The 24,918-nt window shown below is 70.5% G+C and carries 4 protein-coding genes; all 4 read right to left on the bottom strand.

Going from position 1 to position 24,918, the window contains the following annotated elements; genetic code table 11:
- Positions 1-70 precede the first annotated feature (70 nt).
- Positions 71-6,115, bottom strand: a complete 6,045-nt coding sequence (locus tag WMF11_RS30800) for an AAA family ATPase (protein WP_437973262.1) — start codon at positions 6,113-6,115, stop codon at positions 71-73.
- A gap of 147 nt (positions 6,116-6,262) precedes the next feature.
- Positions 6,263-12,319 (bottom strand): AAA family ATPase, encoded by a 6,057-nt coding sequence (locus WMF11_RS30795; protein WP_437973261.1) that lies wholly within the window; start codon positions 12,317-12,319, stop codon positions 6,263-6,265.
- 214 nt (positions 12,320-12,533) lie between these two features.
- The gene (locus WMF11_RS30790; RefSeq protein ID WP_437973260.1) at positions 12,534-18,584 is read right to left on the bottom strand and encodes an AAA family ATPase; all 6,051 of its coding nucleotides are present in this window, start codon (positions 18,582-18,584) and stop codon (positions 12,534-12,536) included.
- Positions 18,585-18,739: 155 nt separating this feature from the next.
- Positions 18,740-24,790 (bottom strand): sensor histidine kinase, encoded by a 6,051-nt coding sequence (locus WMF11_RS30785; RefSeq protein WP_437973259.1) that lies wholly within the window; start codon positions 24,788-24,790, stop codon positions 18,740-18,742.
- Positions 24,791-24,918: the final 128 nt, after the last annotated feature.

Below are 24,918 nucleotides of genomic sequence, written 5' to 3'. Positions count from 1 at the left end.
GAGCCCGGAGCGCCACTCCTGGCGTCCCAACTTCTCGCTGTTTGCGTGCGGCTTCAACCCGCTTGTCGCTCTAGGCCTGCGGGAGCAGGTCCCCTCGGCCGTCCGCCGCCGTCTCCGACTCCGCCTCGGCCGGGTGCAAAGGGAGCTCGACGATGAACGTGGCGCCCGCGCCCGGCTTGCTCTCGACGCGGATGGTGCCGCCGTGGGAGGTGACGATCCACCGCACGATGTAGAGGCCGAGTCCTAAACCACCGAAGTTGCGTACGGAGACGGCGCGCTCGAAGCGCTCGAAGATCCTGGCCTGATCGGCCTCGGCGATGCCCATGCCGTGATCGCGGACCATGAGCAGCGCGCGGCCTTCCATGCCGCGCACGACGACGTGAATGGGGGCCCCCGCGCCGTACTTGAGCGCGTTCGACAGCAGGTTGATGAGGACCTGCTCCACGCGCGTCGCATCCCAGCTGCCCACCACGGGGCCGTCCAGATCGAGCTCGGTGCGGCAGCGGGCGTCGGTGAGCTGCTGGTGCATCCGCTCGACGACCTCGCGCGCCAGGGCCGCCAGGTCGAGGGGGGCGCGCGCGAGGGTGAGCCGGCCGGCGTTGAGGCGGGTGACGTCGAGCAGCTCATTGATCAGGTGGGCAAGGCGCCCGATCTGGCGGCTCAGGACCTGGATCGCGGCGTCGATGCGCTCCGGGGCGACCTCGGCGCGCTGCAAGCGAGGCAGGAGCCGGGCGAGGAGGTGAGCCTGCATCTTGAGCGAGGTGAGCGGGGTCTTGAGCTCGTGCGAGGCGACGAGGAGGAACTCGTCGCGGCGCTCGATCGCCACCTGGGCCTCGGCGAACAGGCGGCTGTTGTCGAGGGCGAGCGCGGCGCGGCTCGCCAGCTCCTGGGCCAGCCAGAGGTCGGCGGGGCCGTAGCGGCGCCGTGGCGCGGTCGCCAGCAGGGTCATGACGCCGAAGCGCCGGTCGCGCGCGAGGAGCGGGACGCGGAGGAAGGAGTGAACGCCGAGCCGCTCGAGAAGCGGCGCAGCGCGGACGTCACCCACCTCGGGGCGCTCCGGCGAGGTCGCCGCGAGGGGCCGCAGCGCGTCCATCACAGCGTCTGCCAGCTCGGCCGGTACGCCCGCGGTGACCGTCCGCCTCGGGGCGTTCTGGGCGAGGTCGATCTCGATGACGCACCGGTCGGCCAGCTCGGGCACGGCGAGCTGCGCGACGCTCTCGAGGGTGGCGCCGTAGCCGAGGGCCATGAGCTTGCGGCTCGCCTCGGCGAGGAAACGCTCGGCGAGCTCGGCGCGCTTGCGCTCGGTGATGTCGGTGGAGATGCCGCACAGCACGCCGGGCATGACGTCCTCCCCGAGAGGGAACTTGAGCGAGAGGAAGGTGTGCGGCCCGTCCTCCATCATCACCTCCTCCTCGAACTCGAGCGGCTCGCCCGAGTCGAGCACCCGCCGGTCGTTGTCCGCGATGATCTCGAGGTTCGTGGAAGGGAAGAGCTCGGCGCTCGTCTTCCCGACGATCTGCTCGGTCGGCATGCCCAGGAGGCGGCCCACCTCGCGGTTGACGAGCAGGTGCCGGCCGTCGCGATCCTTGAGGTAGATGGTCGCAGCGGAGTTGTCGACGATGGCCTGAAGCGTGGCCTGGCTTCCGCGGAGCTCGCGCTCGGCCCGGCGCCGCTCGGCGTTCTCCTGCTCGATATCGGTGTAGAGCATGGCGTTCTCGAGCGAGATGGCCGACTGCGAGGCGAGCAGCTCGAGCACGGTGAGCCGCCCCGGGGTGAACGCGCCGGCCACCAGCTTGTTCTCCAGGTAGAGCACGCCGAGCAGCCGCGCCTGGCGCACGATCGGGAGGCACAGCACCGATCTCGGCCGCTTCCGGGTGAAATACGCGTCCTCCGAGAACGGGTGTCTGGCGGCGGCGTCGTCGAGCAGCACGCGCTCGTGGCTGCGGCGAACATAGTTGAGGATGGACTGCGGCAGCGCGTCCGCCGCCGCCTCGCCCGCGTCGAGCAGCCGCGTAACGCCTCCGGACGCGGCGATCGCCGCCGCCGTCGACAGGCGATCTTCCCGGAGCAGGAGCACGTACCCCTCTCCGGCGCCCGCGTGCTCGACCACGATGTGCAGGAGCATCTCGAGCAGGCGCGGGAGCTTGAGCTCACCGGAGATGCTCTGAGAGGCCTTGACGACGGACAGGACGTCGAACTGCTCGGCGCGGACGGCGAAGGTGACGGTGGGGGCGATTGGCTTTCGCTCGACGAGGAAGGGATACCGCTGGTCGAGCTGCTCGACCTTGGCGTGGGCGCCCCAGCGGAAGTAGGCGGCGCGGGCCTTCTGCAGGTAAGCGTCGGCGGGCGTGGACAGGCCGCGATCGCGGTACAGCCGGGCGGCGAGCTCGCAGGCGATGGCCTCGTGCTGGACGAAGCCGCCCTCGCGCGCTGCCGAGATGGCCTGCTCGTAGAGCCCGATGGCCTCCAGGTACTGCCCGCGGAGCCGGGCGATCTCGGCGCGGACCAGAGCGTGTTTGTGGACGAAGTTGTCGGGGCCGCTCGCGGCCCACGCGCCGAGTTGCCGCTCGCAGTCGAGCAGCCCGTCCGGGAGCTCCGGCCGGGGTGACGGCGCCGCGGCGCGGTCCTGGTCGTCGTCGACGAGCGCGGCCAGCGCGAGCGCGCGATAATAGAAGCACTCGGCATACAGCGCACACGCATCGAGCTTCCAGTCGTAGTCGACGACCACACGGGTCGTCGCCGCGAGCGTCTCCCGGGGAGAGCCGAGGAGGAACGTCGCCTGCGCCTTCATGCTGAAGTGGAAGCAGCCGGGGACGACCCCGCCCTCCCGGCCGAGCCGCGCCTCGAAGGCCGCCTGATCCAGCTGGGCGCCATCCAGCATCGCGTAATGGACCGGCCGCCCGCGCAGCGTCTGGATGAGGTGCCGGGCGCCGAGGAGGATGTCATAGACGAACGCGTAGCCGGCCTTGCGCACGAAGGCGAGGCGGTCCTCGGTCAGGTGGAGGGCGTCCTCCAGCGGCTCGCCGGAGAGCAGCGGGAACATCGCCGCCCAGATGCAATTGTAACATGCGTTGTTCCAGTCGCCGCCCTCCACCGCGGCGTTGAAGCCGCGGCGAGCATAGTGACCGCTCTCCCGGTAGTGGCGCGTCCAGAAGACGATCTGCTGCCCGAACAGGGTGAACACCGCGCCCTTCGTGGCGAGGGCGTGGCCCCTGTCTGCGAGGTCGTAGCCGAGCTTTCCGAACTTGTAGGCTTCGCGGTATCGCCCGAACCGCGGGCCGAACATCCGCGCGAAGGCGGTGTACGCCTGGGCGGAGCTCTCGGCGTTGCCGTGGCGCAGGCTGAGCTTGACCATGCGCACGAGGAGCAGATAGTGCAGCTTCACGTCCACGAAATAGGCAGGGATGTTCACGCCCATCAGGACGCGCATCGCCACCTTGATCTCGGGGTGGTCCATGGGGGGCAGGTTGACCAGATCCTCGATCGCCCGGCCGCCCAGAGCCTGCCGGACGCTCTCGGTCTCTTCTTCGACCTGCGCGTCGGTAACGGGGAGCGACAGCTCGATGTCCCAGGCGCGAAGGCACGAGAGCCCGAGCTCCACGGCGCGGGCGCACTGCCCGCGGGTCACGTGCAAGGCGATGGCGAGCTCGACGACCGCGGCGCGCTCGATCTTGGTCCTCGCGCGCTCCATGAGCTCGTCGAGGAGCCGCTCGGCCTCCTCGAAGCTGCCGGTGGCGTAGGCGGCGTGCGCGCGCTCGATGCTCAGGTCGTAGGTCAGATCGTACCGAGTCTCCCAGCGCTCGCGGGGATCTTGCGCGAGGAGGCCCATGCCCGCCGCGAAGAGCGCGGCGGCGGACTGGTAGGCGGCAGCGGCCTTGGCCTTCCTGCCGGCGCGGAGGTTGAGGGCGGCGAGCTCGTCGCGCTCGGCCTGGGAACGGAGGAGCGCGGCGCCGCGGTTGAGGTGGCCGACGACATCGAAGAGCGTCTCATCGGGCTCCTCCGCGCGCCGTGCCTTCAAGAGCAGCCGGCCGATCCCGAGGTGCATCTCGGCGAGCTGTCCAGGCGGGATGAGCGAAGTTGCGGCCTGCTGCACCCGGTCGTGGAGGAAGCGATAGGCGCTGTCCCGGCGGAGCAGCAGCCCCTCCCGCACGGCCTCCTCGAGCGCCTCGCGGAGCGCGTCCGCCGGCCTTCGCGCGACCACCGCGAGGGTGTCGAGGTCCACGCTGCCGCCGAGGCAGGCGGCGAGCTTGAGCGCGTCGCGCGTCGGGACCGAGAGCCGCTCCAGCTTGCCGGCCATCAGCTCGACGACGTTGTCGGTGAAGCCCTTGTCGCGGATGGCGGCGATGTCCCACCGCCATGCGCCCTCATCCGCGTCAAAGGTGATGAGCCCCTCTTCGTGCAGGGCGATGAGGAACTGGAGCACGAAGAAGGGGTTGCCGCCGGTCTTCTCGTAAACCAGCCGTGAGAGCGGCTCGACGTGCGCTTCGGGCGCATGGACCGCCTCGGCGACGAGCGCCCCGGCGTGGGCGGCGGAGAGCGGCTCGAGGACGATGTCACCGACGGTTGCGCCGCGCTTTGGGACCTCGGCGAGCGTGAGCCGGAGCGGGTGCGCGGGGCCGACCTCGTTGTCGCGATAGGCGCCGATCAGCAGCAGGTGCGCGTCGCCGGCGAGGGTAGCGAGCTGCTCGAGCAAGAGGAGGCTACCGGGGTCGGCCCATTGCAGGTCGTCGAGGAAGAGGGCGACGGGGTGCTCCTTCCGTGCGCAGGCGGCGACGAAGCGCTGGAGCGTGGCGAGCAACCGGCTCTGGGCCTCGGCGGGCGGGAGCTCGGGCACGGGCGGCTGCGGGCCGAGGAGCCGCTCGATCTCCGGGAGCATGTCGGTGAGCAGCCTGCCGTTCTGGCCGAGGGCCTCGCGGAGGCGCTCTCGCCAGCGCTCGACCTGCTGCTCGCTCGCGCCAAGGATCTCCTGCACGAGGCCCCGGAAGGCCTGAAGGAAGGCGCGGTAGGGGACGTCGCGCTTGAGCTGATCGAACTTGCCGGAGAGGAAGGAGCCGCGCTCGCGCACGACGGGCCGGTGCAGCTCGGCGACGAGCGAGGACTTGCCGATCCCCGAATAGCCCGAGACGAGAAGGAGCTCTGGCCGGCCGTTCGCGACCACGCGCTCGAACGCGGCGCGCAGCGCCTCGATCTCGCGCTCGCGGCCATAGAGCCGCTGCGGGACCTGGAATCGGTCGGAGACGTCGCGTAGTCCGAGCGGGAAGGGGTCGATGGCGCCGCGCTGGCGCAGCTGGGAAAAGCACGTGTCGAGGTCGCGGCGCAGGCCGAGGGCGCTCTGGTAGCGCTCCTCGGCGGCCTTGGAGAGCAGCTTGAGGACGACGGCGGAGAGCTGGGGTGGGATCGAGGGGACGAGCGCGTGAGGCGGCCGCGGCGCCTGGGCGATGTGGCAATAGACCCACTCGACGGGATCGCTGGCCTGGAAGGGGAGGGTGCCAGTCAGCATCTCGTAGAAGGTGACGCCGAGGGAGTACAGGTCGGTCCGCTCGTCGACCCAGCGGTTCATGCGGCCGGTCTGCTCCGGCGCCATGTAGGCGAGCGTGCCCTCGATGAGCCCGTCGTGCGCGAGCTCCTGGACCTCGCGTGGCGAGAGGGAGGCAATGCCGAGATCGGTGATCTTCACCTCGCCGGTGTCGGGGTTGTAGAGCAGGTTCTGAGGCTTGATGTCCTTGTGGATGACGTGCCGCCGGTGCATCTCGGCGAGCGCGGCGGCGAGGCGGAGGGCGAGGGGGAAGAAGCGCTCGATCGACATCGGGCGCATCGGCCCGTCGCCATCGAGCAACCGGTCGAGCGACCGGCCGCCGAAGTCCTCGAGGACCAGGGTCATCTGGTCGCGGAACGGCTCGATGCCGTAGGCCTGGACGACGACGGGCGACTTCAGTGCCCTGGCGACCTCGAGCTCGTGCTGGAGCCTGCCGAGGGCGCGGGGGCTCGCGTGGTCACGCCGCAGGACCTTGAGCACCACCGGTCGGCCGTCCTCCTCGCGCCGCGCGCGGTAGAGGATCGTGTCCGCACCTTGGTGCAGCACCTCCAGCACGCGGTAACGTGGACTATCGAGCATAGGAGGATCTTTGAAAGCCGGGGCGCCGGCGGCGTGTCGCCGTTCAACCCGGTACACTGCCAAAAGCGCCGCGCCTCGTCACGAGCAAACGGCGGCGCGTCAGCCCCGGCTGAGGCAGCAGTCGGGGTGTGAGCACACAGCGCGCTCCTACGCTTCCGGGAGCAGGGCGCCCTGGCTGTCCGTCTCTGCCTCTGCCGTATTCAAAGGCAGCTCGACGATGAAGGCAGCGCCCGCGCCTGGCGCGCTCTCGACGCGGATGGTGCCGCCGTGGGAGGTGACGATCCACCGCACGATGTAGAGGCCGAGGCCGAGGCCGCCGAAGTTGCGGACGGAGACGGCGCGCTCGAAGCGCTCGAAGATCCTGGCCTGATCGGCCTCCGTGATGCCGATGCCGTGATCGCGGACGACGAGCAGCGCGCGGCCTTCCAGGCCGCGCACGACGACGTGAATGGGGGCGCCCGCGCCGTACTTCATCGCGTTGGACAGGAGGTTGATGACGACTTGCTCCACGCGAGAAGCATCCCAGTTGCCCACCACGGGCTCGTCCAGATCGAGCTGGATGCGGCAGCGGGCGTCCGCGAACTGCTGCCTCATTCGCTCGACAGCCTCACGCGTCAGGGCGGCCAGATCGACGGGCGCGCGCGCGAGGGTGAGCCGGCCGGCGTTGAGGCGGGTGACGTCGAGCAGCTCGTTGACCAGGTGGGCGAGGCGCGTGATCTGGCGGCTCAGGACCTGGAGCGCGGCGTCGATGCGCTCGGGAGCGACCTCGGCGCGCGCGAAGCGGGGCAGGAGCCGGGCGAGGAGGTGGGCCTGCATCGTGAGCGAGGTGAGCGGGGTCTTGAGCTCGTGCGATGCGACGAGGAGGAACTCGTTGCGCCGCTCGATCGCCTCCTGGGCCTCGGCGAACAGGCGGCTGTTGTCGAGGGCGAGCGCCGCACGGAGCCCGAGCTCCTCGGCGACCCACAGGTCGGCGGGGCCGTAGCGGCGCCGTGGCGCGGTCGCCAGCAGGGTCATGACGCCGAAGCGCCGGTCGCGCGCGAGGAGCGGGACGCGGAGGAAGGAGTGAACGCCGAGCGGCTCGAGGAGGGGCGCGGCGCGGACGTCGCCCACCTCGGGGCGGTCCGGCGAGGTCGCTGCCAGCGCCCGCAGCGCGTCCACCATGGCGCCCGCGAGCTCGGCCGGCACGCCCGCGGTGACCGCGGTGACCGCCCGCCCCGGGGCGTCCTGGGCGAGGTCCACGTCGATGACGCACCGGTCGGCCAGCTCGGGCACGGCGAGCTGCGCGACGCTCTCGAGGGTGGCGCCGTAGCCGAGGGCCATGAGCTTGCGGCTCGCCTCGGCGAGGAAGCGCTCGGCGAGCTCGGCGCGCTTGCGCTCGGTGATGTCGGTGCAGATGCCGCAGAGCACGCCGGGCATGACGTCCTCCCCGAGAGGGAACTTGAGCGACAGGAAGGTGTGCGCCCCGTCCTCCATCATCACCTCTTCCTCGAACTCGAGCGGCTCCCCCGACTCGAGCACTCGCCGATCGTGATCGCCGATGATCTCGGCGAGCGCAGCAGGCAAGATCTCGGCGTCGGTCTTTCCGAGGAGCCGGTGGCTCGGCCGGCCGGCGACGTTGCTGCCCTGGCGGTTGACGAGCAGATACCGACCCTCGCGATCCTTGAGGAAGATGGCCGCGGCGGAGTTGTCGACGATGGCCTGCAGCGTGGCCTGGCTCTCGCGGAGCTCGCGCTCCGCCCGGCGCCGCTCGGCGTTCTCCTGCTCGATGTCGGTGTAGAGCATGGCGTTCTCGAGCGAGATGGCCGACTGCGAGGCGAGCAGCTCGAGCACGGTGAGCCGCCCTGAGGTGAAGGCGCCGGTGACGAGGTTGTTCTCGAGGTAGAGCAGGCCGAGCAGCCGCGTTTGCCGCACGATCGGGAGGCACAGCACCGATCTCGGCCGCTTCCGGGTGAAATACGCGTCCTCCGAGAACGGGTGTCTGGTGGAGGCGTCGTCGAGCAGCACGCGCTCATGGCTGCGGCGTACGTAGTTGAGGATGGATTGCGGCAGGGCGGCCGAAGGCGCCTCGCCCGCGTCGCGCATCCGGACCGCGCCCCCCGGCGCTTCGATCGCCGCGCTGGAGAGGCGCTCACCCCGGACCAGGAGGACACACCCCTGCTCGGCGCCCGCGTGCTCGACCATCGTGCGCAGGAGCATCTCGAGCAGGCGCGGGAGCTGGAGCTCACCGGAGATGCTCTGAGAGGCCTTGACGACGGAGAGGACGTCGAACTGCTCGGCGCGGACGGCGAAGGTGACGGTGGGGGCGATTGGCTTTCGCTCGACGAGGAAGGGATACCGCTGGTCGAGCTGCTCGACCTTGGCGTGGGCGCCCCAGCGGAAGTAGGCGGCGCGGGCCTTCTGCAGGTAAGCGTCGGCGGGCGTGGACAGGCCGCGATCGCGGTACAGCCGGGCGGCGAGCTCGCAGGCGATGGCCTCGTGCTGGACGAAGCCGCCCTCGCGCGCCGAGGAGATGGCCTGCTCGTAGAGCCCCATGGCCTCCACGTCCTGCCCGCGAAGCCGGGCGATCTCGGCGCGGACCAGGGCGTGTTTGTGGAGGAAGTTGTCGGGGCCGCTCCTGGCCCACGCGCCGAGCTGCCGCTCGCACTCGAGCAGCTGCTCGGGGAGCTCCCGCCCCGGGGAACCCCGCTCCGCGTGCGGCGCGTGCGGTACGTACGGCACGTCGGCGTCGACGAGCGCCGCGAGCGAGAGCGCGAGGACATAGAAGCTCTCGGCCATGAGCGCGTGCGGCTGGTTCCAGAAGGGTTGCTCGGCGACGACGCGGGTCGCCGCCTCGAGCGCCTCCCTTGGCGCGCCGAGCACGAAGAGCGCTTGCGCCTTCAAGCTGTAATAGAACTCGCGCGTGGTCTCCAGCGCTCCCTCCTGCAGCCGCGCCTCGAAGGCCGGACGATCCAGCTCGGAGCCGTCGAGCATCGCGAAGCGGACCGGCCGCCCGCGCAGCGCCTGGATCGTGGCGCGGGCGCTGAGGAGGGCGCCGTGCGCGAACGCGAAGCCCGCGCTGCGCACGAAGCCGAGGCGCTCGTCGACCTCGCGGAGCACGTCCTCGAGCGCCTCGCCGGAGAGCAGGTGGAACAGCGCGTCCCATACGCAGTTGAAGCACGCCATGCTCATCGCGCCGGACTCGACCGCGGCGCCGAAGCCGGCGCGCCCGTACGGAGTCGTCTCTCGGTAGTGGCGTGTCCAGAAGACGACATGGTGTCCGAAGGTGGTGAACACCATCGATTTCGTGGTGAGGCGGCCGCTCCGCTGCGCCAGGTCGTGGCCGAGCTTGCCGAACCGATAGGCCTCCTGGTATCGCCCGAACCTCGGGCCGAACATCCTCGCGAACGACGTGTACGCGACAGCGGAGCTCTCGGCGTTGCCGTGGCGCAGGCTGAGCTGGACCATGCGCAGGAAGATGAGAAAGTGCAGGTTCGGGGTCATGAAGGACGCCGCGATGCCCGCGCCCTCCAGCACACCCATCGTCAGCTTGACCTCCCGGTCGGTCATGGGGGGCAGATGGATCAGGTCCTCGATCACCCGGTCGCCCAGGGCCTGCCAGACGCTCTTCGTCTCCTCTTCGATCTGCGCGTCGGTGGGGAGGCGCGGAAGATCGATGTCGCAGGTGCGGAGCCACGAGAGCCCGATCTCCACGGCGCGGGCGGATTGTCCGCGGATCATGCGGAGCGTGACGATGAGCTCGACGGCGGCGGCCGTCTCGGTCCTGGTCCTCGCGCGCTCCAGGAGCTCTTGCAGGAGCCGCTCGGCCTCGTCGAAGCCGCCGGTGATGTACGCGGCGTGCGCGCGCTCGAGCGTCAGATCGTAGGTCAGCGCGTGCTGCGTTTCCCAGGAGGCCAGCGCGAGCACGGAGAGGCCCGCGGAGAAGAGCGCGGCGGCGGACTGGAAAGCCGCGGCGGCCTTGGCCTTCCTGCCGGCGCGGAGGTTCAGCGCGGCGAGCTCGTCGCGCTCGGCCTGAGAACGGAGGAGCGCTGCGCCGCGGTTGAGGTGGCCCACGACGTCGAAGAGCGCGTCCTCGCGCTCTCCGGCGCGCTGCTCCTTCAAGAGCAGCTGGCCGATCCGGAGGTGCACCTCGGCGAGCTGCTCTGCCGGGATGAGCGAATACGCGGCCTGCTGCACGCGGTCGTGGAGGAAGCGATAACCAGAGCCCCGGCGGAGCAGCAGCCCCTCCCGCGCGGCCTCCTCGAGCGCCTCGCGGAGCTGCTCCGCCGGACGGCCCGCGACCACCGCGAGGGGTGCGAGGTCGAGGATGCTGCCGACGCACGCGGCGAGCTTGAGCGCGTCGTGCGCAGGGGCCGAGAGCCGGTTCAGCTTGCCGGCCATCAGCTCGACGACATTGTCGGTGAAGCCCTTGTCGTGGATGGCGGCGATATCCCACCGCCATACGCGCTGCTCGGCGTCGAAGATGATGAGCCTCTCGTCGTGCAGGGCGATGAGGAACTGGAGGGCGAAGAAGGGGTTGCCGCCGGTCTTCTCGTGGACGAGCTGCGAGAGCGGCTCGACCTCTGCTTCGGGCGCATGGACCGACTCGGCGACGAGCGCCCCGACGTGGGCGGCGGAGAGCGGCGTGAGGACGAGCTCGGACACGGCGGCGCCGCGCTGCTGCACCTCGGCCAGCGTGAGCCGGAGCGGGTGCGCGGGGCCGACCTCGTTGTCGCGATAGGCGCCGATCAGCAGCAGGTGCTCGGAGCCGGAATAGGTGGCGAGCTGCTCGAGCAAGAGGAGGCTGGCCGCGTCGGCCCATTGCAGGTCGTCGAGGAAGAGGGCGACGGGGTGCTCCTTCCGGGCGCACGCGGCGACGAAGCGCTGGAGCGCGGCGAGCAGCCGGCTCTGGGCCTCGGCGGGCGGGAGCTCGGGCACGGGCGGCTGCGGGCCGAGGAGGAGCGTGAGCTCGGGGAGCACGTCGGTGAGCAGACCGCCGTCCTGGCCGAGGGCCTCACGGAGGCGCTCTCGCCAGCGCTCGAGCTGCTCCTCGCTCGCGCCAAGGAGCTCCCGCAAGAGCGCCCGGAACGCCTGGAGAAAGGCGTGGTAGGGGACGTCGCGCTTGAATTGCTCGAACTTGCCGGAGAGGAAGGCGCCGCGCTCGCGCACGACGGGCCTGTGCAGCTCGGCGACGAGCGAGGACTTGCCGATCCCCGAATAGCCCGAGACGAGAACGACCTCTGGCCGGCCGTTCGCGACCACGCGCTCGAACACGGCGAGCAGCGCCTCGATCTCGCGCTCGCGGCCATAGAGCCGCTGCGGGACCTGGAACCGGTCGGAGAGATCGCGCTGTCCGAGCGGGAAGTGCTGAATGGATCCGCTCGCCTGCCACCGTGAGAAGCACGTGTCGAGGTCGTGGCGCAGGCCGAGGGCGCTCTGGTAACGCTCCTCGGCGGCCTTGGAGAGCAGCTTGAGGACGACGGCGGAGAGCTGGGGTGGGATCGAGGGGACGAGCGCGTGCGGCGGCCGCGGCGTCTGGGCGATGTGGCAATAGACCCACTCGACGGGATCGCTGGCCTGGAAGGGCAGGGCGCCAGTCAGCATCTCGTAGAAGGTGACGCCGAGGGAATACAGGTCGGTCCGCTCGTCGACGCGGCGGTTCATGCGGCCGGTCTGCTCCGGCGCCATGTAGGCGAGCGTGCCCTCGATGAGCCCGTCGTGCGTGAGCTCCTGGGCCTCGCGTGGTGAGAGGGAGGCGATGCCGAGATCGGTGATCTTCACCTCGCCGGTGTCGGGGTTGTAGAGCAGGTTCTGGGGCTTGATGTCCTTGTGGATGACGTGATGTCGGTGGAGCTCGGCGAGCGCGGCGGCGAGTCGGAGGGCGAGCGGGAAGAAGCGCTCGATCGACATCGGGCACATCGGGCGCATCGGCCCGTCGCCATCGAGCAACCGGTCGAGCGACCGGCCGCCGAAGTCCTCGAGGACCAGGGTCATCTGGTCGCGGAACGGCTCGATGCCGTGGGCCTTGATGACGACGGGTGAATCGAGCGTCTTGGCGACCTCGAGCTCGTGCTGGAGCCTGCCGGGGGCGCGGGGGCTCGCGTGGTCGCGCCGCAGGGCCTTGAGCACCACCGGCCGGCCGTCCTCCTCGCGCCGCGCGCGGTAAAGGACGGTATCTGCACCTTGGTGCAGCACCTCCAGCACGCGGTAGCGCGGACTATCGGGCATAGGAAGAGCTTTGAAGACCGAGGCGCCAGCGGCGCGTTGCGGCTCAACTCGCTACACTGCCAAAAGCGGTGCGCCTCGTCACGAGCAAACGGAGCCGCGCTCTCGCGCCGGCTTGCCTGCTGCGACGCCGTCGTCCATGCACGGCGATAGCGGGGACGGAAAAGGAGCTGCTGAGGCGCAGTCGGGTAGCGAGCGCGCAGCGCGGAGCGCGCGCCTACGCCTGCGGGAGCAGGGCATCCTGGCTGTCCGTCTCTGTCTCCGCCGCATGCAAAGGCAGCTCGACGACGAACGTGGCGCCCGCGCCCGGCTTGCTCTCGACGCGGATGGCGCCGCCATGGGAGGTGACGATCCACCGCACGATGTAGAGGCCGAGTCCGAGACCGCCGAAGTTGCGGACGGAGACGGCGCGCTCGAAGCGCTCGAAGATCCTGGCCTGATCGGCCTCCGCGATGCCCATGCCGTGATCGCGGACGACGAGCCGCGCGCGGTCGCCCTCGCCGCGCACGACGACGTGAACGGGGGCGCCTGCGCCGTACTTGATCGCGTTGGAGAGCAGGTTGATGAGGACCTGCTCCATCCGAGAAGCATCCCAGTCCCCGACCACGGGCCCTTCCAGATCGAGCTCGGCGCGGCAGCGCGCGCTCGCGAGCTGCTGTCTCATCCGCTCGACGACCTCGCGCGTCAGGGCCGCCAGATCGAACGGCGCGCGCGAGAGGGTCAGCTGGCCGGCGTTCAGTCGAGTGACGTCGAGCAGCTCATTGACCAGGTGGGCGAGGCGCGCGATCTGTCGGCTCAGGACCTGGAGCGCGGCGTCGATGCGCTCCGGCGAGATCTCCGCGCGCCGGTAGCGGGGCAACAGCCGCTCGAGCAGGTGCGCCTGCATCTTGAGCGAGGTGAGCGGGGTCTTGAGCTCGTGCGAGGCGACGAGGAGGAACTCGTTCCGGCGCTCGATCGCCTGCTGGGCCTCGGCGAACAGGCGGCTGTTGTCGAGGGCGAGCGCCGCACGGAACCCGAGCTCCCCGGCGAGCCGCAGGTCGGAAGCGCCATAGCGGGGTCGGGGCGCGGTCCCCAGCAACGTCATGACCCCGAAGCGCCGGTCGCGCGCGAGGAGCGGGACGCGGAGGAAGGAGTGAACGCCGAGCCGCTCGAGCAGAGGCGCGGCGCGGACATCGCCCACCTCGGGGTGGTCCGGCGAGGCGGCTGCCAGGGGCCGCAGCGCGTCCATCACCGCGCCTGCGACGTCGTCCGGCACGCCCGCGGTGACCGCGTGTCCCGGGTCGCCGCCAGCGACGCCCACGTCGATGACGCACTGATCGGCCAGCTCGGGCACGGCGAGCCGCGCGACGCTGTCGAGCGTGGCGCCGTAGCCGAGGGCCATGAGCTTGCGGCTCGCGTCGGCGAGGAAGCGCTCGGCCACCTCGGCGCGCTTGCGCTCGGTGATGTCGGTGGAGATGCCGCAGAGCGCGCCGGGCATGACCTCATCCCCGAGAGGGAACTTGAGCGAGAGGAAGGTGTGCAGCCCGTCCTCCAGCGGCAGCTCCTCCTCCCACTCCATCGGCGCGCCCGCCTCGCGCACCTTCCTGTCGTGGTCGTTCAGGGGCTCCGCGACCGGAGAGCGCAAGAGCTCGGCGAGCGTCTTTCCGACGATCGCCTCGATCGGCATGCGCATGATGGCGCCCACGTGCCGGTTGGCGAGCAGGAGCCGGCCTTCGTGATCCTTGACGTAAATGGCCGTGGCCGAGTTGTCGACGATGGCCCGCAGGGTCGCCTGGTTGGTCTTCAGCGCCTGTTCTGCCCGCCGCCGCTCGGTGTTCTCCCGCTCGACCTCGGCATACAGCATGGCGTTCTCGAGCGAGATGGCCGATTGCGACGCGAGCAGCTCGAGCACGCTGAGCCGCCCGGGGGTGAACGCCCCGGTGATGAGCCTGTTCTCCAGGTAGAGCAGGCCGAGCAGCCGGGCCCGATGCACGATCGGGAGGCACAGCACCGATCGCGGCCGCTTGCGCGCGAAATACGCGTCCTCCGAGAACGGGTGTCTGGCGGAGGCGTCGGCGAGCAGCACGCGCTCGTGGCTCCGCCAAACGTAATTGAGGATGGACTGCGGCAGCTCGGTGCTCGCCGCCTCGCCCGCCTCGCCCGCGTCGAGCAGCCGAGCCGCGCCGCCGGCCGCGGCGATCGCCGCCGCGGCCGACACGCGATCTTGCCGGACCAGGAGCACATAGCCCTCCTCGGCGCCCGCGTGTTCGACCACGATGCGCAAGAGCGTCTCGAGGAGGCGCGGGAGCTTGAGCTCTCCGGAGATGCTCTGAGAGGCCTTGACGACGGAGAGGACGTCGAACTGCTCCGCCCGGACGGCGAACGTGACGGTGGGCGCGATCGGCTTGCGCGGGGCGAGGTGGGGATAGCGCTGGTCGAGCTGATCCACCTTGGCGTGGGCCCCCCAGCGAAAATAGGCGGCGCGCGCCTTCTCCAGGTAAGCGCCTTCGGGCGTGGCGAGGCCGCGCGCGTGGTAGAACTGGGCTGCGAGCTCGCAGGCGATGGCCTCGTGCTGGACGAAGCCGCCCTCTTGCGCCGACGCGATGGCCTGCTCGTACAGCCGGATGGCCTCCGGCTCGTGCCCCCGGAGCCGGGCGATCTCGGCGCGGACCAGCGTGTGTTTGTGGAGGAAGTTGTCGGGGCCGTTCCTGGCCCACTCGCCGAGCCGCCGCTCGCAGTCGAGCAGCTGCTCGGGGACCTCACGCGGGGAATCCCGCTCCGCGTGCGGTGCGTGCGGTACGTGCGGCACGTCGACCAGCGCCGCGATCGCGAGCCCGGAATAATAGAAGTTCTCGACGACGAGGGCGGTCGGCACGACCCCGTGTCCATGCTCGATCATCGCGCGGGCCGCCGTCTCGATCGCCTCTCCGGGAGAGCCCAGCACGAAGAGCGCCTGGGCCTTCATCTGATGATAGAAGCTTTGGACGTTCTGCAGCTCCCCCTCGCCGAGCCGCGCCTCGAAGGCCGGCGGATCCAGCTCGGATCCATCGAGCATCGAGAAGCGGACCGGCCTCCCTCGCAGCGTCTGGACCATGCCGCGCGCGCCGAGGAGGACGCCATGGGCGAACGGGTGACCGGCGCTGCGCACGAAGGCGAGGCGCTCCTCGACCTCGTGAAGCACGTCCTCCAGCGGATCGCCGGAGAGCAGCCGGAACAGCGCGTCCCACATGCGGTTGAAGCACGCGTGGTTCAGATCGCCCGACTCGACCGCGGCGCTGAAGCCGGCGCGCGAGTACGGCGTCGTCTCCCGGTAGTGGCGTGTCCAGAAGACGACATGCTGTCCGAAGATCGTGAACGCCATCGCTTTCGTCGTGAGGAGGCCGCTCCTCTCCGCGAGGTCGCAGCCGAGCTTGCCGAAGCGATAGGCCTCCTGGTATCGCCCGAGCTTCGGGCCGAGCACCCTCGCGAAGGAGGTGTAGGCGTGAGAGGAGCTCTCGGCGTTGCCGTGGCGCAGGCTGAGCTGGACCATGCGCAGGACGATGAGAAAGGGGAGGCTCGGGTTCACGAACGCCGCGGGGATGCCAGCGCCCAGCAGCACGCTCATCGTGGCCTTGATCTCCGGGTGCGTCATGGGGGGCAGGTGGATCAGGTCCTCGATCGCCCGGTCGCCCAGGGCCTGCCAGACGCTCTTCGTCTCCTCTTCGAGCTGTGCCTCGGTGGGGAGGAAGGGAAGATCGATGTCGTGGGTGCGGAGCCACGCGAGCCCGATCTCCGCCGCGCGCGCGTAGTGCCCGCGGGTGACCTTCAGCGTGATGACGAGCTCGACGACGGCGGCCGTCTCGCCCCTGGTCCTCGCGCGATCCTCGAGCTCTTCGAGCATCCGCTCGGCGTCGTCGATGGCGCCGGTGATGTAGGCGACGTGCGCGCGCTCGAAGGTGAGGCCATAGGTCAGCTCGTGCTGCGTCTCCCAGGAGTCCGGCGAGAGCAAGGAGAGGCCCGCGGCGAAGAGCGCGGCGGCGGACTGGAAGGCCGCCGCGGCCTTGGCCTTCCTGCCGGCGCGGAGGTTCAGCGCGGCCACCTCGTCCCGCTCGGCCCGGGAACGGAGGAGCGCGGCGCCGCGGTTGAGGTGGCCGACGGCGTCGAAGAGCGCCTCGTCGCCCTCCTCCGGGCGCCCCTCCCGGCAGAGGAGCTGGCCAATCCGGAGATGCACCTCGGCCAGCTGCTCTGGCGGGATGAGCGAGGTTGCGGCTTGCTGCACCCGGTCGTGGAGAAATCGATAGCCGTTTCCCTGGCGGAGGATCAGCCCCTCCCGGACCGCCTCCTCGAGCGCGTCGCGGAGCTCCGCCGGGCTGCGGTGCGCTAGCCGCGCGAGGGTGTCGAGGTCGAGGGTGCTGCCGAGGCACGCGGCGAGCTTGAGCGCGTCGCGCGTCGGGACCGAGAGCCGGTTCAGCTTGCCCGCCATCAGCTCGACGACGTTGTCGGTGAACCCTTTGTCGCGGATCGCGGCGATATCCCACCGCCACATGCGCCGCTCTGCGTCGACGGCGATGAGCCCCTCTTCGTGCAGGGCCATGAGGAACTGGAGCAGGAAGAACGGGTTGCCGCCGGTCTTCTGGTGGACGAGCTGCGAGAGCGGCTCGACCTCTGCTTCGGGCGCGTGGACCGCCTCGGCGACGAGCGCCCCGACGTGGGCGGCGGAGAGCGGCTCGAGGACGATGTCGCCGACGGCGGCGCCGCGCTTTCGGACCTCGGCCAGCGTGAGCCGGAGCGGGTGCGCTGGGCCTACTTCATTGTCCCGGTAGGCGCCGATCAGCAGGAGGTGCGCGTCGCCGGCATGGGTGGCGAGGTGCTCGAGCAGGAGGAGGCTGGCCGCGTCGGCCCACTGGAGATCATCGAGGAAGAGCGCCATGGGGTGCTCCTTCCGGGCGCACGCGGCGACGAAGCGCTGGAGCGCCGCGTGCAGCCGGCTCTGGGCCTCGGTGGGCGGGAGCTCGGGCACGGGCGGCTGCGGGCCGAGGAGCCGCTCGATCTCGGGGAGCACGTCGGCGAGCAGCCTGCCGTCCTGGTCGAGGGCGTCCCGGAGGCGCTCTCTCCAGCGCTCGACCCGCTCCTCGCTCGCGCCGAGGATCTCCTGAAACAGCGCCCGGAACGCCTGAAGGAAAGCACGGTAGGGGACATCCCTCGCGGTCTGATCGAACTTGCCGCAGAGGAAGAAGCCGCGCTCGCGAACGACGGGCCTGTGCAGCTCGGCGACGAGCGACGACTTGCCGATACCCGAGTACCCGCACACGAGCACGAGCTCGGGCCGACCCTGCGCCACCACCCGCTCGAACGCGGCGAGCAGCGCCAGGGCCTCGCGCTCGCGGCCGTAGAGCCGCTGCGGGACGCGGAACCGGTCCGAGAGATCGCGCTCACCGAGCGCGAAGGGCTGAATGTCCCCGCTCGCCCGCCACCTCGCGAGGCACGCGTCGAGGTCGTGGCGCAGGCCGAGGGCGCTCTGGTAGCGCTCCTCGGCGGCCTTGGAGAGCAGCTTGAGCACGACCTCGGAAAGGACCGGTGGAATCGAGGGGACGAGCGCGTGGGGCGGGACCGGGCTCTGCGCGATATGGCAATAGACCCACGCGACGGGATCGCTGGCCTGGAAGGGCAGGGTGCCAGTCAGCATCTCGTAGAAGGTGACGCCGAGGGAGTACAGGTCGGTCCGCTCGTCGATCCAGCGGTTCATCCGGCCCGTTTGCTCCGGCGCCATGTAGGCCAGCGTCCCCTCGATGAGGCTGTTGTGGACGAGGTCCTGGGATTCGCGGGGGGAGAGGGAGGCGATGCCGAGATCGGTGATCTTCACCTCGCCGGTGTCGGGGTTGTAGAGCAGGTTCTGGGGCTTGATGTCCTTGTGGATGACGTGCCGCCTGTGGAGCTCGGCGAGCGCGGCGGTGAGGCGGAGGGCGAGGGGGAGGAAGCGCTCGATCGACATCGGGCGCATCGGGCGCGTCGGCCCGTCGCCATCGAGCAGCCGATCGAGCGAGCGGCCGCCGAAATCCTCCAGGACCAGCGCGGCCTGGTCGCCGAGCGATTCCATCGCGTAGGGCCTGACGATGACCGCCGTATCGAGCGCTCTGGCGACCTCGTGCTCGTGCTGGAGCCTGCCGAGGGCGTGAGGGCTCGCGTGGTCGCGCCGCAGCACCTTGAGCACCACCGGTCGGCCGTCCTCCTCGCGCCGCGCGCGGTAGAGGATGGTATCCGCACCTTGGTGCAGCACCTCCAGCACGCGGTAACGTGGACTATGGGGCATAGGAGGATCTTTGAACGCCGGACGTCACGGACGGATGCGGCGTGCTGCGGTTCAATTCGGTACACTGCCAAAAGCACTGCGACCCGTCACGAGCAAACGGCGGTGCGTCAGCGCCCGCTGAGGCAGCTGTCGGGGTGTGAGCGCGCAGCGCGTGCCTACGCCTGCGGGAGGAAGGCGCCCTGGACGTCCGTCTCCGTGTCCGGCGCGCGCAAAGGCAGCTCGACGATGAAGGCAGCGCCCGCGCCCGGCTTGCTCTCGACGCGGATGGCGCCGCCGTGGGAGGTGACGATCCACCGCACGATGTAGAGGCCGAGGCCGAGGCCGCCGAAGTTGCGGACGGAGACGGCGCGCTCGAAGCGCTCGAAGATCCTGGCCTGGTCGGCCTCGGCGATGCCCATGCCATGATCGCGGACGATGAGCACCGCGCGGCTGGCCAGGCTGCGCACGACGACGTGAATCGGGCCTCCCGCGCCATATTTGAGCGCGTTGGACAGGAGGTTGATGAGGATCTGCTCCATGCGGAAAGCGTCCCAGTTGCCCACCACGGGCCCTTCCAGCTCGAGCTGGGTGCGGCAGCGGGCGTCGGTGAGCTGCTCGTGCATCCGCTCGACGACATCGCGCGCCAGGGCGGCCAGATCGACGGGCGCGCGCGCGAGGGTCAGCTGGCCGGCGTTGAGGCGGGTGACGTCGAGCAGCTCATTGACCAGGTGGCCGAGGCGCGCGATCTGGCGGTTGAGGAGCTGGATCGCGGCGTCGATGCGCTCCGGAGCGACCTCGGCGCGCTGGAGGCGGGGCAGGAGCCGGGCGAGGAGGTGAGCCTGCATCGTGAGCGACGTGAGCGGGGTCTTGAGCTCGTGGGATGCGACGAGGAGGAACTCGTCGCGGCGCTCGATCGCCTGCTGGGCCTCGGCGAACAGACGGCTGTTGTCGAGGGCGAGCGCGGCGCGGCTCGCCAGCTCCTGGGCCAGCCACAGGTCGGCGGGGCCGTAACGGCGCCGCGGCGCGGTCGCCAGCAGGGTCATGACGCCGAAGCGCCGGTCGCGCGCGAGGAGCGGGACGCGGAGGAAGGAGTGAACGCCGAGCGGATCGAGGAGGGGCGCGGCGCGGAGGTCGCCCTCCTCGGCGTGATCCAGAGAGCTCTCCGAAAGGGGCCGCAGGGCGTCCATCACCGCGCCCGCGAGCTCGGCCGGCAGGCCGGCGGTGACCGCGTGTCCCGGGGCGCCCGCGGGGCCGCGAGCGAGGTCCATGTCGATGACACACCGGTCGGCGAGCTCGGGCACGACGAGCTGCGCGACGCTCTCGAGGGTGGCGCTGTAACCGAGGGCCATCAGCCTGCGGCTCGCCTCGGCGAGGAAGCGCTCGGCCAGCTCGGCGCGCTTGCGCTCTGTGATATCGGTGGAGATGCCGCAGAGCACGCCGGGCATGACGCGCTCGCCGAGCGGGAACTTGAGCGACAGGTAGGTGCGCAGCTCGCCCTCCAACAGCACCTCCTCCTCGAACTCCATCGGCTCGCCGGCGTCGAGCACCCGCCGGTCGTGTTCGTCGATGGTCACGGTGGCGGTGGCAGGCAAGAGCTCGGCGCTCGTCTTTCCGAGGATCTGCTCTGTCGGGATGCCGAGGCCGCGGCTCACCTGACGGTTGACGAGCAGGAACCGGCCTTCGCGATCCTTGAGGTAGATGGCGGCAGCGGAGTTGTCGACGATGGCCTGCAGGGTGGCCTGGCTCTCACGGAGCTCGCGCTCCGCCCGGCGCCGCTCGGCGTTCTCCTGCTCGATGTCGGTGTAGAGCATGGCGTTCTCGAGCGAGATGGCCGACTGCGAGGCGAGCAGCTCGAGCACGGTGAGCCGCCCGTGGGTGAACGCGCCGGTGACGAGGTTGTTCTCGAGGTAGAGCACGCCGAGCAGCCGCGTTTGCCGCACGATCGGGAGGCACAGCACCGACCTCGGCCTCTTGCGGCCGAAATACGCGTCTTCCGAGAACGGGTGTCTGGCGGAGGCGTCGTCGAGCAGCACGCGCTCGTGGCTGCGGAGGACATAGTTGAGAATGGATTGGGGCAGCGCCGCCAGGGCCTCGCCCGCCTCGAGCAGCCGCGCGGCGCTCCCCGACGCGGTGATCGCCGCCGCGGTCGACACGCGATCTTCCCGGACCAGGAGCGCGACCCCCTCTCCGGCGCCCGCGTGCTCGACCACGATGCGCAGCAGCGTCTCGAGCAGGCGAGGGAGCTTGAGCTCTCGGGAGATGCTCTGAGAGGCCTTGACGACGGAGAGGACGTCGAACTGCTCGGCCCGGACGGCGAAGGTGACGGTGGGGGCGATCGGCTTTCGCTCGACGAGGAAGGGATACCGCTGGTCGAGCTGCTCCACCTTGGCATGCGCGCCCCAGCGGAAATACGCGGCGCGCGCCCGCTGCAGGTGGGCGACGGCGGGCGTGGACAGGCCGCGGTCGAGGTAGAAGCGGGCGGCGAGCTCGCAGGCGATGGCCTCGTGCTGGACGAAGCCGCCCTCTTGCGCCGACGAGATGGCTTGCTCGTAGAGCCGGATGGCCTCGGGCTCGCGCCCGAGGAGCCGGGCGATCTCGGCGCGGACCAGCGTGTGTTTGTGGAGGAAGTTGTCGGGGCCGCTCGCGGCCCACTCGCCGAGCTGCCGCTCGCACGCGAGGAGCCCTTCGGGGAGCTCCCGCGCTGGCGAGTCCGCCGCGTCGCGCGCCTCGTGCGCGCCGTCGGCCGCCGCGGCGAGCGCGAGCGCGTGAAGATAGAAGGTCTCGGGGATCTCGGCGCCCGCGTCCATCCTCCAGTCGTAATCGACGACGACACGGGTCGACGCCGCGAGCGCCTCCCTGGGAGAGCCGAGGAGGAACAGCGCCTGCGCCTTCAGGCTGTAGTACAAGCTATGAGCCCCGTACGCGGATCCCGGCGGAAGCCGCGCCTCGAAGGCCTCCTGATCCAGCTCGGAGCCGTCCAGCATCGCGTAATGGACAGGCCTCCCGCGCAGCGTCTGGATGAGGTACCGGACGCTGAGGAGGATGCCATGGATGAACGCGTAGCCGGCCTTGCGCACGAAGCCGAGGCGCTCCTCGGTCAGGCGGAGGACGTCCTCCAGCGGCTCCCCGCAGAGCAGGGGGAACACCGACGCCCAGACGCAATGGTAACACGCGTTGTTCAGATCGCCGCATTCCACGGCGGCGTTGAAGCCGAGGCGATTGTAGGGGTAGGTCTCCCTGTAATGGCGCGTCCAGAAGACGGTCAGCTGTCCGAACAGGAAGAACACGGTGGGCTTCGCGGCGAGGTCCTCGCTCTTCTCCGCGAGGTCGTAGCCGAGCTTGCCGAACAGGTAAGCCTCCTTGTATCTCCCGAACCGCGGGCCGAGCACCCGCGCGAAGGCGGTGTACGCATGGGCGGAGCTCTCGGCGTTGCCGTGGAGGAGGCTGAGCGTGACCATGCGCTCGAGGACCAGGTGATGCAGGTTCTGGTCCACGAAATACGCAGCGACGGACACGCTCTTCAAGATGCTCATCGCGATCTTGATCTCCGGGTGCGTCATGGGGGGCAGGTGGATGAGGCCCTCGATCGCCCGGTCGCCCAGGGCCTTCCATACGCTCTCGGTCTCTTCGTCGATGCGCGCGTCGGTGAGGTGGGTTGGCAGATGGATGTCGTAAGAGCGCAGGAAGGAGAGGCCGATCTCCACAGCGCGGGCGCTCTGCCCGCGGGTCACGTGCAAGGCGACGGCGAGCTCGACGACGGCGGCCCTCTCGATCTTGGTCATCGAGCGATCCGTGAGCTCCTCGAGCAGCCGCTCGGCTTCATCGAAGTTGCCGAGGATGTACGCGCAGCGCGCTCGCTCGAAGCTCAGGGCGTGGGTCAGCGCGTACTGCGTCTCCCAGCGTTCCTGCGGCTCGCCCGCGAGGAGGGCCAGGCCGGCAACGAAGAGGGCGGCGGCAGATTCATACGCCGCGGCGGCCTTGGCCTTCCTGCCGGCGCGGAGGTTCAGCGCGGCGAGCTCGTCGCGCTCGGCCTGAGAACGGAGGAGCGCTGCGCCGCGGTTGAGGTGGCTCACGACGTCGAAGAGCGCGTCCTCGCGCTCTCCGGCGCGCTGCGCCTTCAAGAGCAGCTGACCGATCCGGAGGTGCACCTCGGCGAGCTGTCCAGGCGGGATGAGCGAAGTTGCGGCCTGCTGCACCCGGTCATGGAGGAAGCGATAGGCGCTGTCCCTGCGGAGCAGCAGCCCCTCCCGCACGGCCTCCTCGAGCGCCTCGCGAAGCTCCTCCGCCGGACGGCGCGCGACCACCGCGAGGGTGTCGAGGGTCAGGCCGCCGCCGAGGCAGGCGGCGAGCTTGAGCGCGTCGCGCGTCGGGACCGGGAGCCGATTGAGCTTGCCGGCCATCAGCTCGACGACGTTGTCGGTGAAGCCCTTGTCGCGGATGGCGGCGATGTCCCACCGCCATGCGCCCTCGTCCGCATCAAAGGTGATGAGCCCCTCGTCGTGCAGGGTGATGAGGAACTGGAGCACGAAGAAGGGGTTGCCGCCGGTCTTCTCGTGGACGAGCTGCGAGAGCGGCTCGACCTCTGCTTCGGGCGCGTGGACCGTCTCGGCGACGAGCGCCCCGACGTGGGCGGCGGAGAGCGGCTCGAGGACGATGTCGTCGACGGCGGCGCCGCGCTTTCGGACCTCGGCGAGCGTGAGCCGGAGCGGGTGCGCGGGGCCGACCTCGTTGTCGCGATAGGCGCCGATCAGCAGCAGGTGCGCGTCGCCGGGGAGGGTGGCGAGCTGCTCGAGGAGCAGGAGGCTACCGGGGTCGGCCCATTGCAGGTCGTCGAGGAAGAGGGCGACGGGGTGCTCCTTCCGTGCGCAGGCGGCGACGAAGCGCTGGAGCGTGGCCAGCAGCCGGCTCTGGGCCTCGGCGGGCGGGAGCTCGGGCACGGGGGGCTGCGGGCCGAGGAGGCGCTCGATCTCCGGGAGCATGTCGGTGAGCAGCCCGCCGCTCGGGCCGAGGGCCTCACGGAGGCGCTCTCGCCAGCGCTCGAGCTGCTCCTCGCTCGCGCCGAGGATCTCCTGCACGAGGCCCCGGAAGGCGTGAAGGAAGGCGCGGTAGGGCACGTCGCGCTTGAGCTGATCGAACTTGCCGGAGAGGAAGGAGCCGCGCTCGCGCACGACGGGCCGGTGCAGCTCGGCGACGAGCGAGGACTTGCCGATGCCCGAGTAGCCCGAGACGAGCACGAGCTCTGGCCGGCCGTTCGCGACCACCCGCTCGAACGCGGCGCGCAGCGCCTCGATCTCGCGCTCGCGGCCGTAGAGCCGCTGCGGGATCTGGAACCGATCGGAGACGTCGCGCAGCCCGAGCGGGAAGGGGTCGATGGCGCCGCGCTGGCGCAGCTGGGAAAAGCACGTGTCGAGGTCGTGGCGCAGGCCGAGGGCGCTCTGGTAACGCTCCTCGGCGGCCTTGGAGAGCAGCTTGAGGACGACGGCGGAGAGCTGGGGTGGGATCGAGGGGACGAGCGCGTGCGGCGGCCGCGGCGCCTGGGCGATATGGCAGTAGACCCACGTGACGGGGTCGCTGGCCTGGAAGGGCAGGGTGCCAGTCAGAAGCTCGTAGAAGGTGACGCCGAGGGAGTACAGATCGGTCCGCTCGTCGACGCGGCGGTTCATGCGGCCGGTCTGCTCCGGCGCCATGTAGGCGAGCGTGCCCTCGATGAGCCCGTCGTGCGCGAGCTCCTGTGCCCCGCGGGTGGAGAGGGAGGCGATGCCGAGATCGGTGATCTTCACCTCGCCGGTGTCGGGGTTGTAGAGCAGGTTCTGAGGCTTGATGTCCTTGTGGATGACGTGGTGTCGGTGGAGCTCGGCGAGCGCGGCGGCGAGGCGGAGGGCGAGGGGGAAGAAGCGCTCGAGCGACATCGGGCGCATCGGGCGCATCGGCCCGCCGTCATCGAGCAACCGGTCGAGCGAGCGGCCGCCGAAGTCCTCGAGGACCAGGGTCATCTGGTCGCGGAACGGCTCGATCCCGTAGGCCCGGACGACGACCGGCGAAGCGAGCGCCGTCGCGACCTCGAGCTCGTGCTGGAGCCTGCCGAGGGCGCGGGGGCTGGCGTGGTCGCGCCGCAGGACCTTGAGCACCACCGGCCGGCCGTCCTCGTCGCGCCGCGCGCGGTAGAGGGTCGTGTCCGCACCCTGGTGCAGCACCTCCAGCACGCGGTAACGTGGACTGTGGGGCATAGGAGAATCTTTGAACGCCGGACGTTACGGACGTCGGCGCCGCGCTGCGGTTCAACTTGGTACATTGCCAAAAGCGCTGCGACCCGTCACGAGCAAACGGCGCGGAGCCGCGCCGGCCTTGGCCCCCG

Origin of the sequence: Sorangium sp. So ce295 (assembly GCF_051527405.1) — a bacterium.
Lineage (GTDB): Bacteria > Myxococcota_A > Polyangia > Polyangiales > Polyangiaceae > Sorangium > Sorangium cellulosum_B.
The sequence above is the reverse complement of the archived record's forward strand: the minus strand, read 5'-3'. Positions and strand labels throughout refer to the sequence as shown.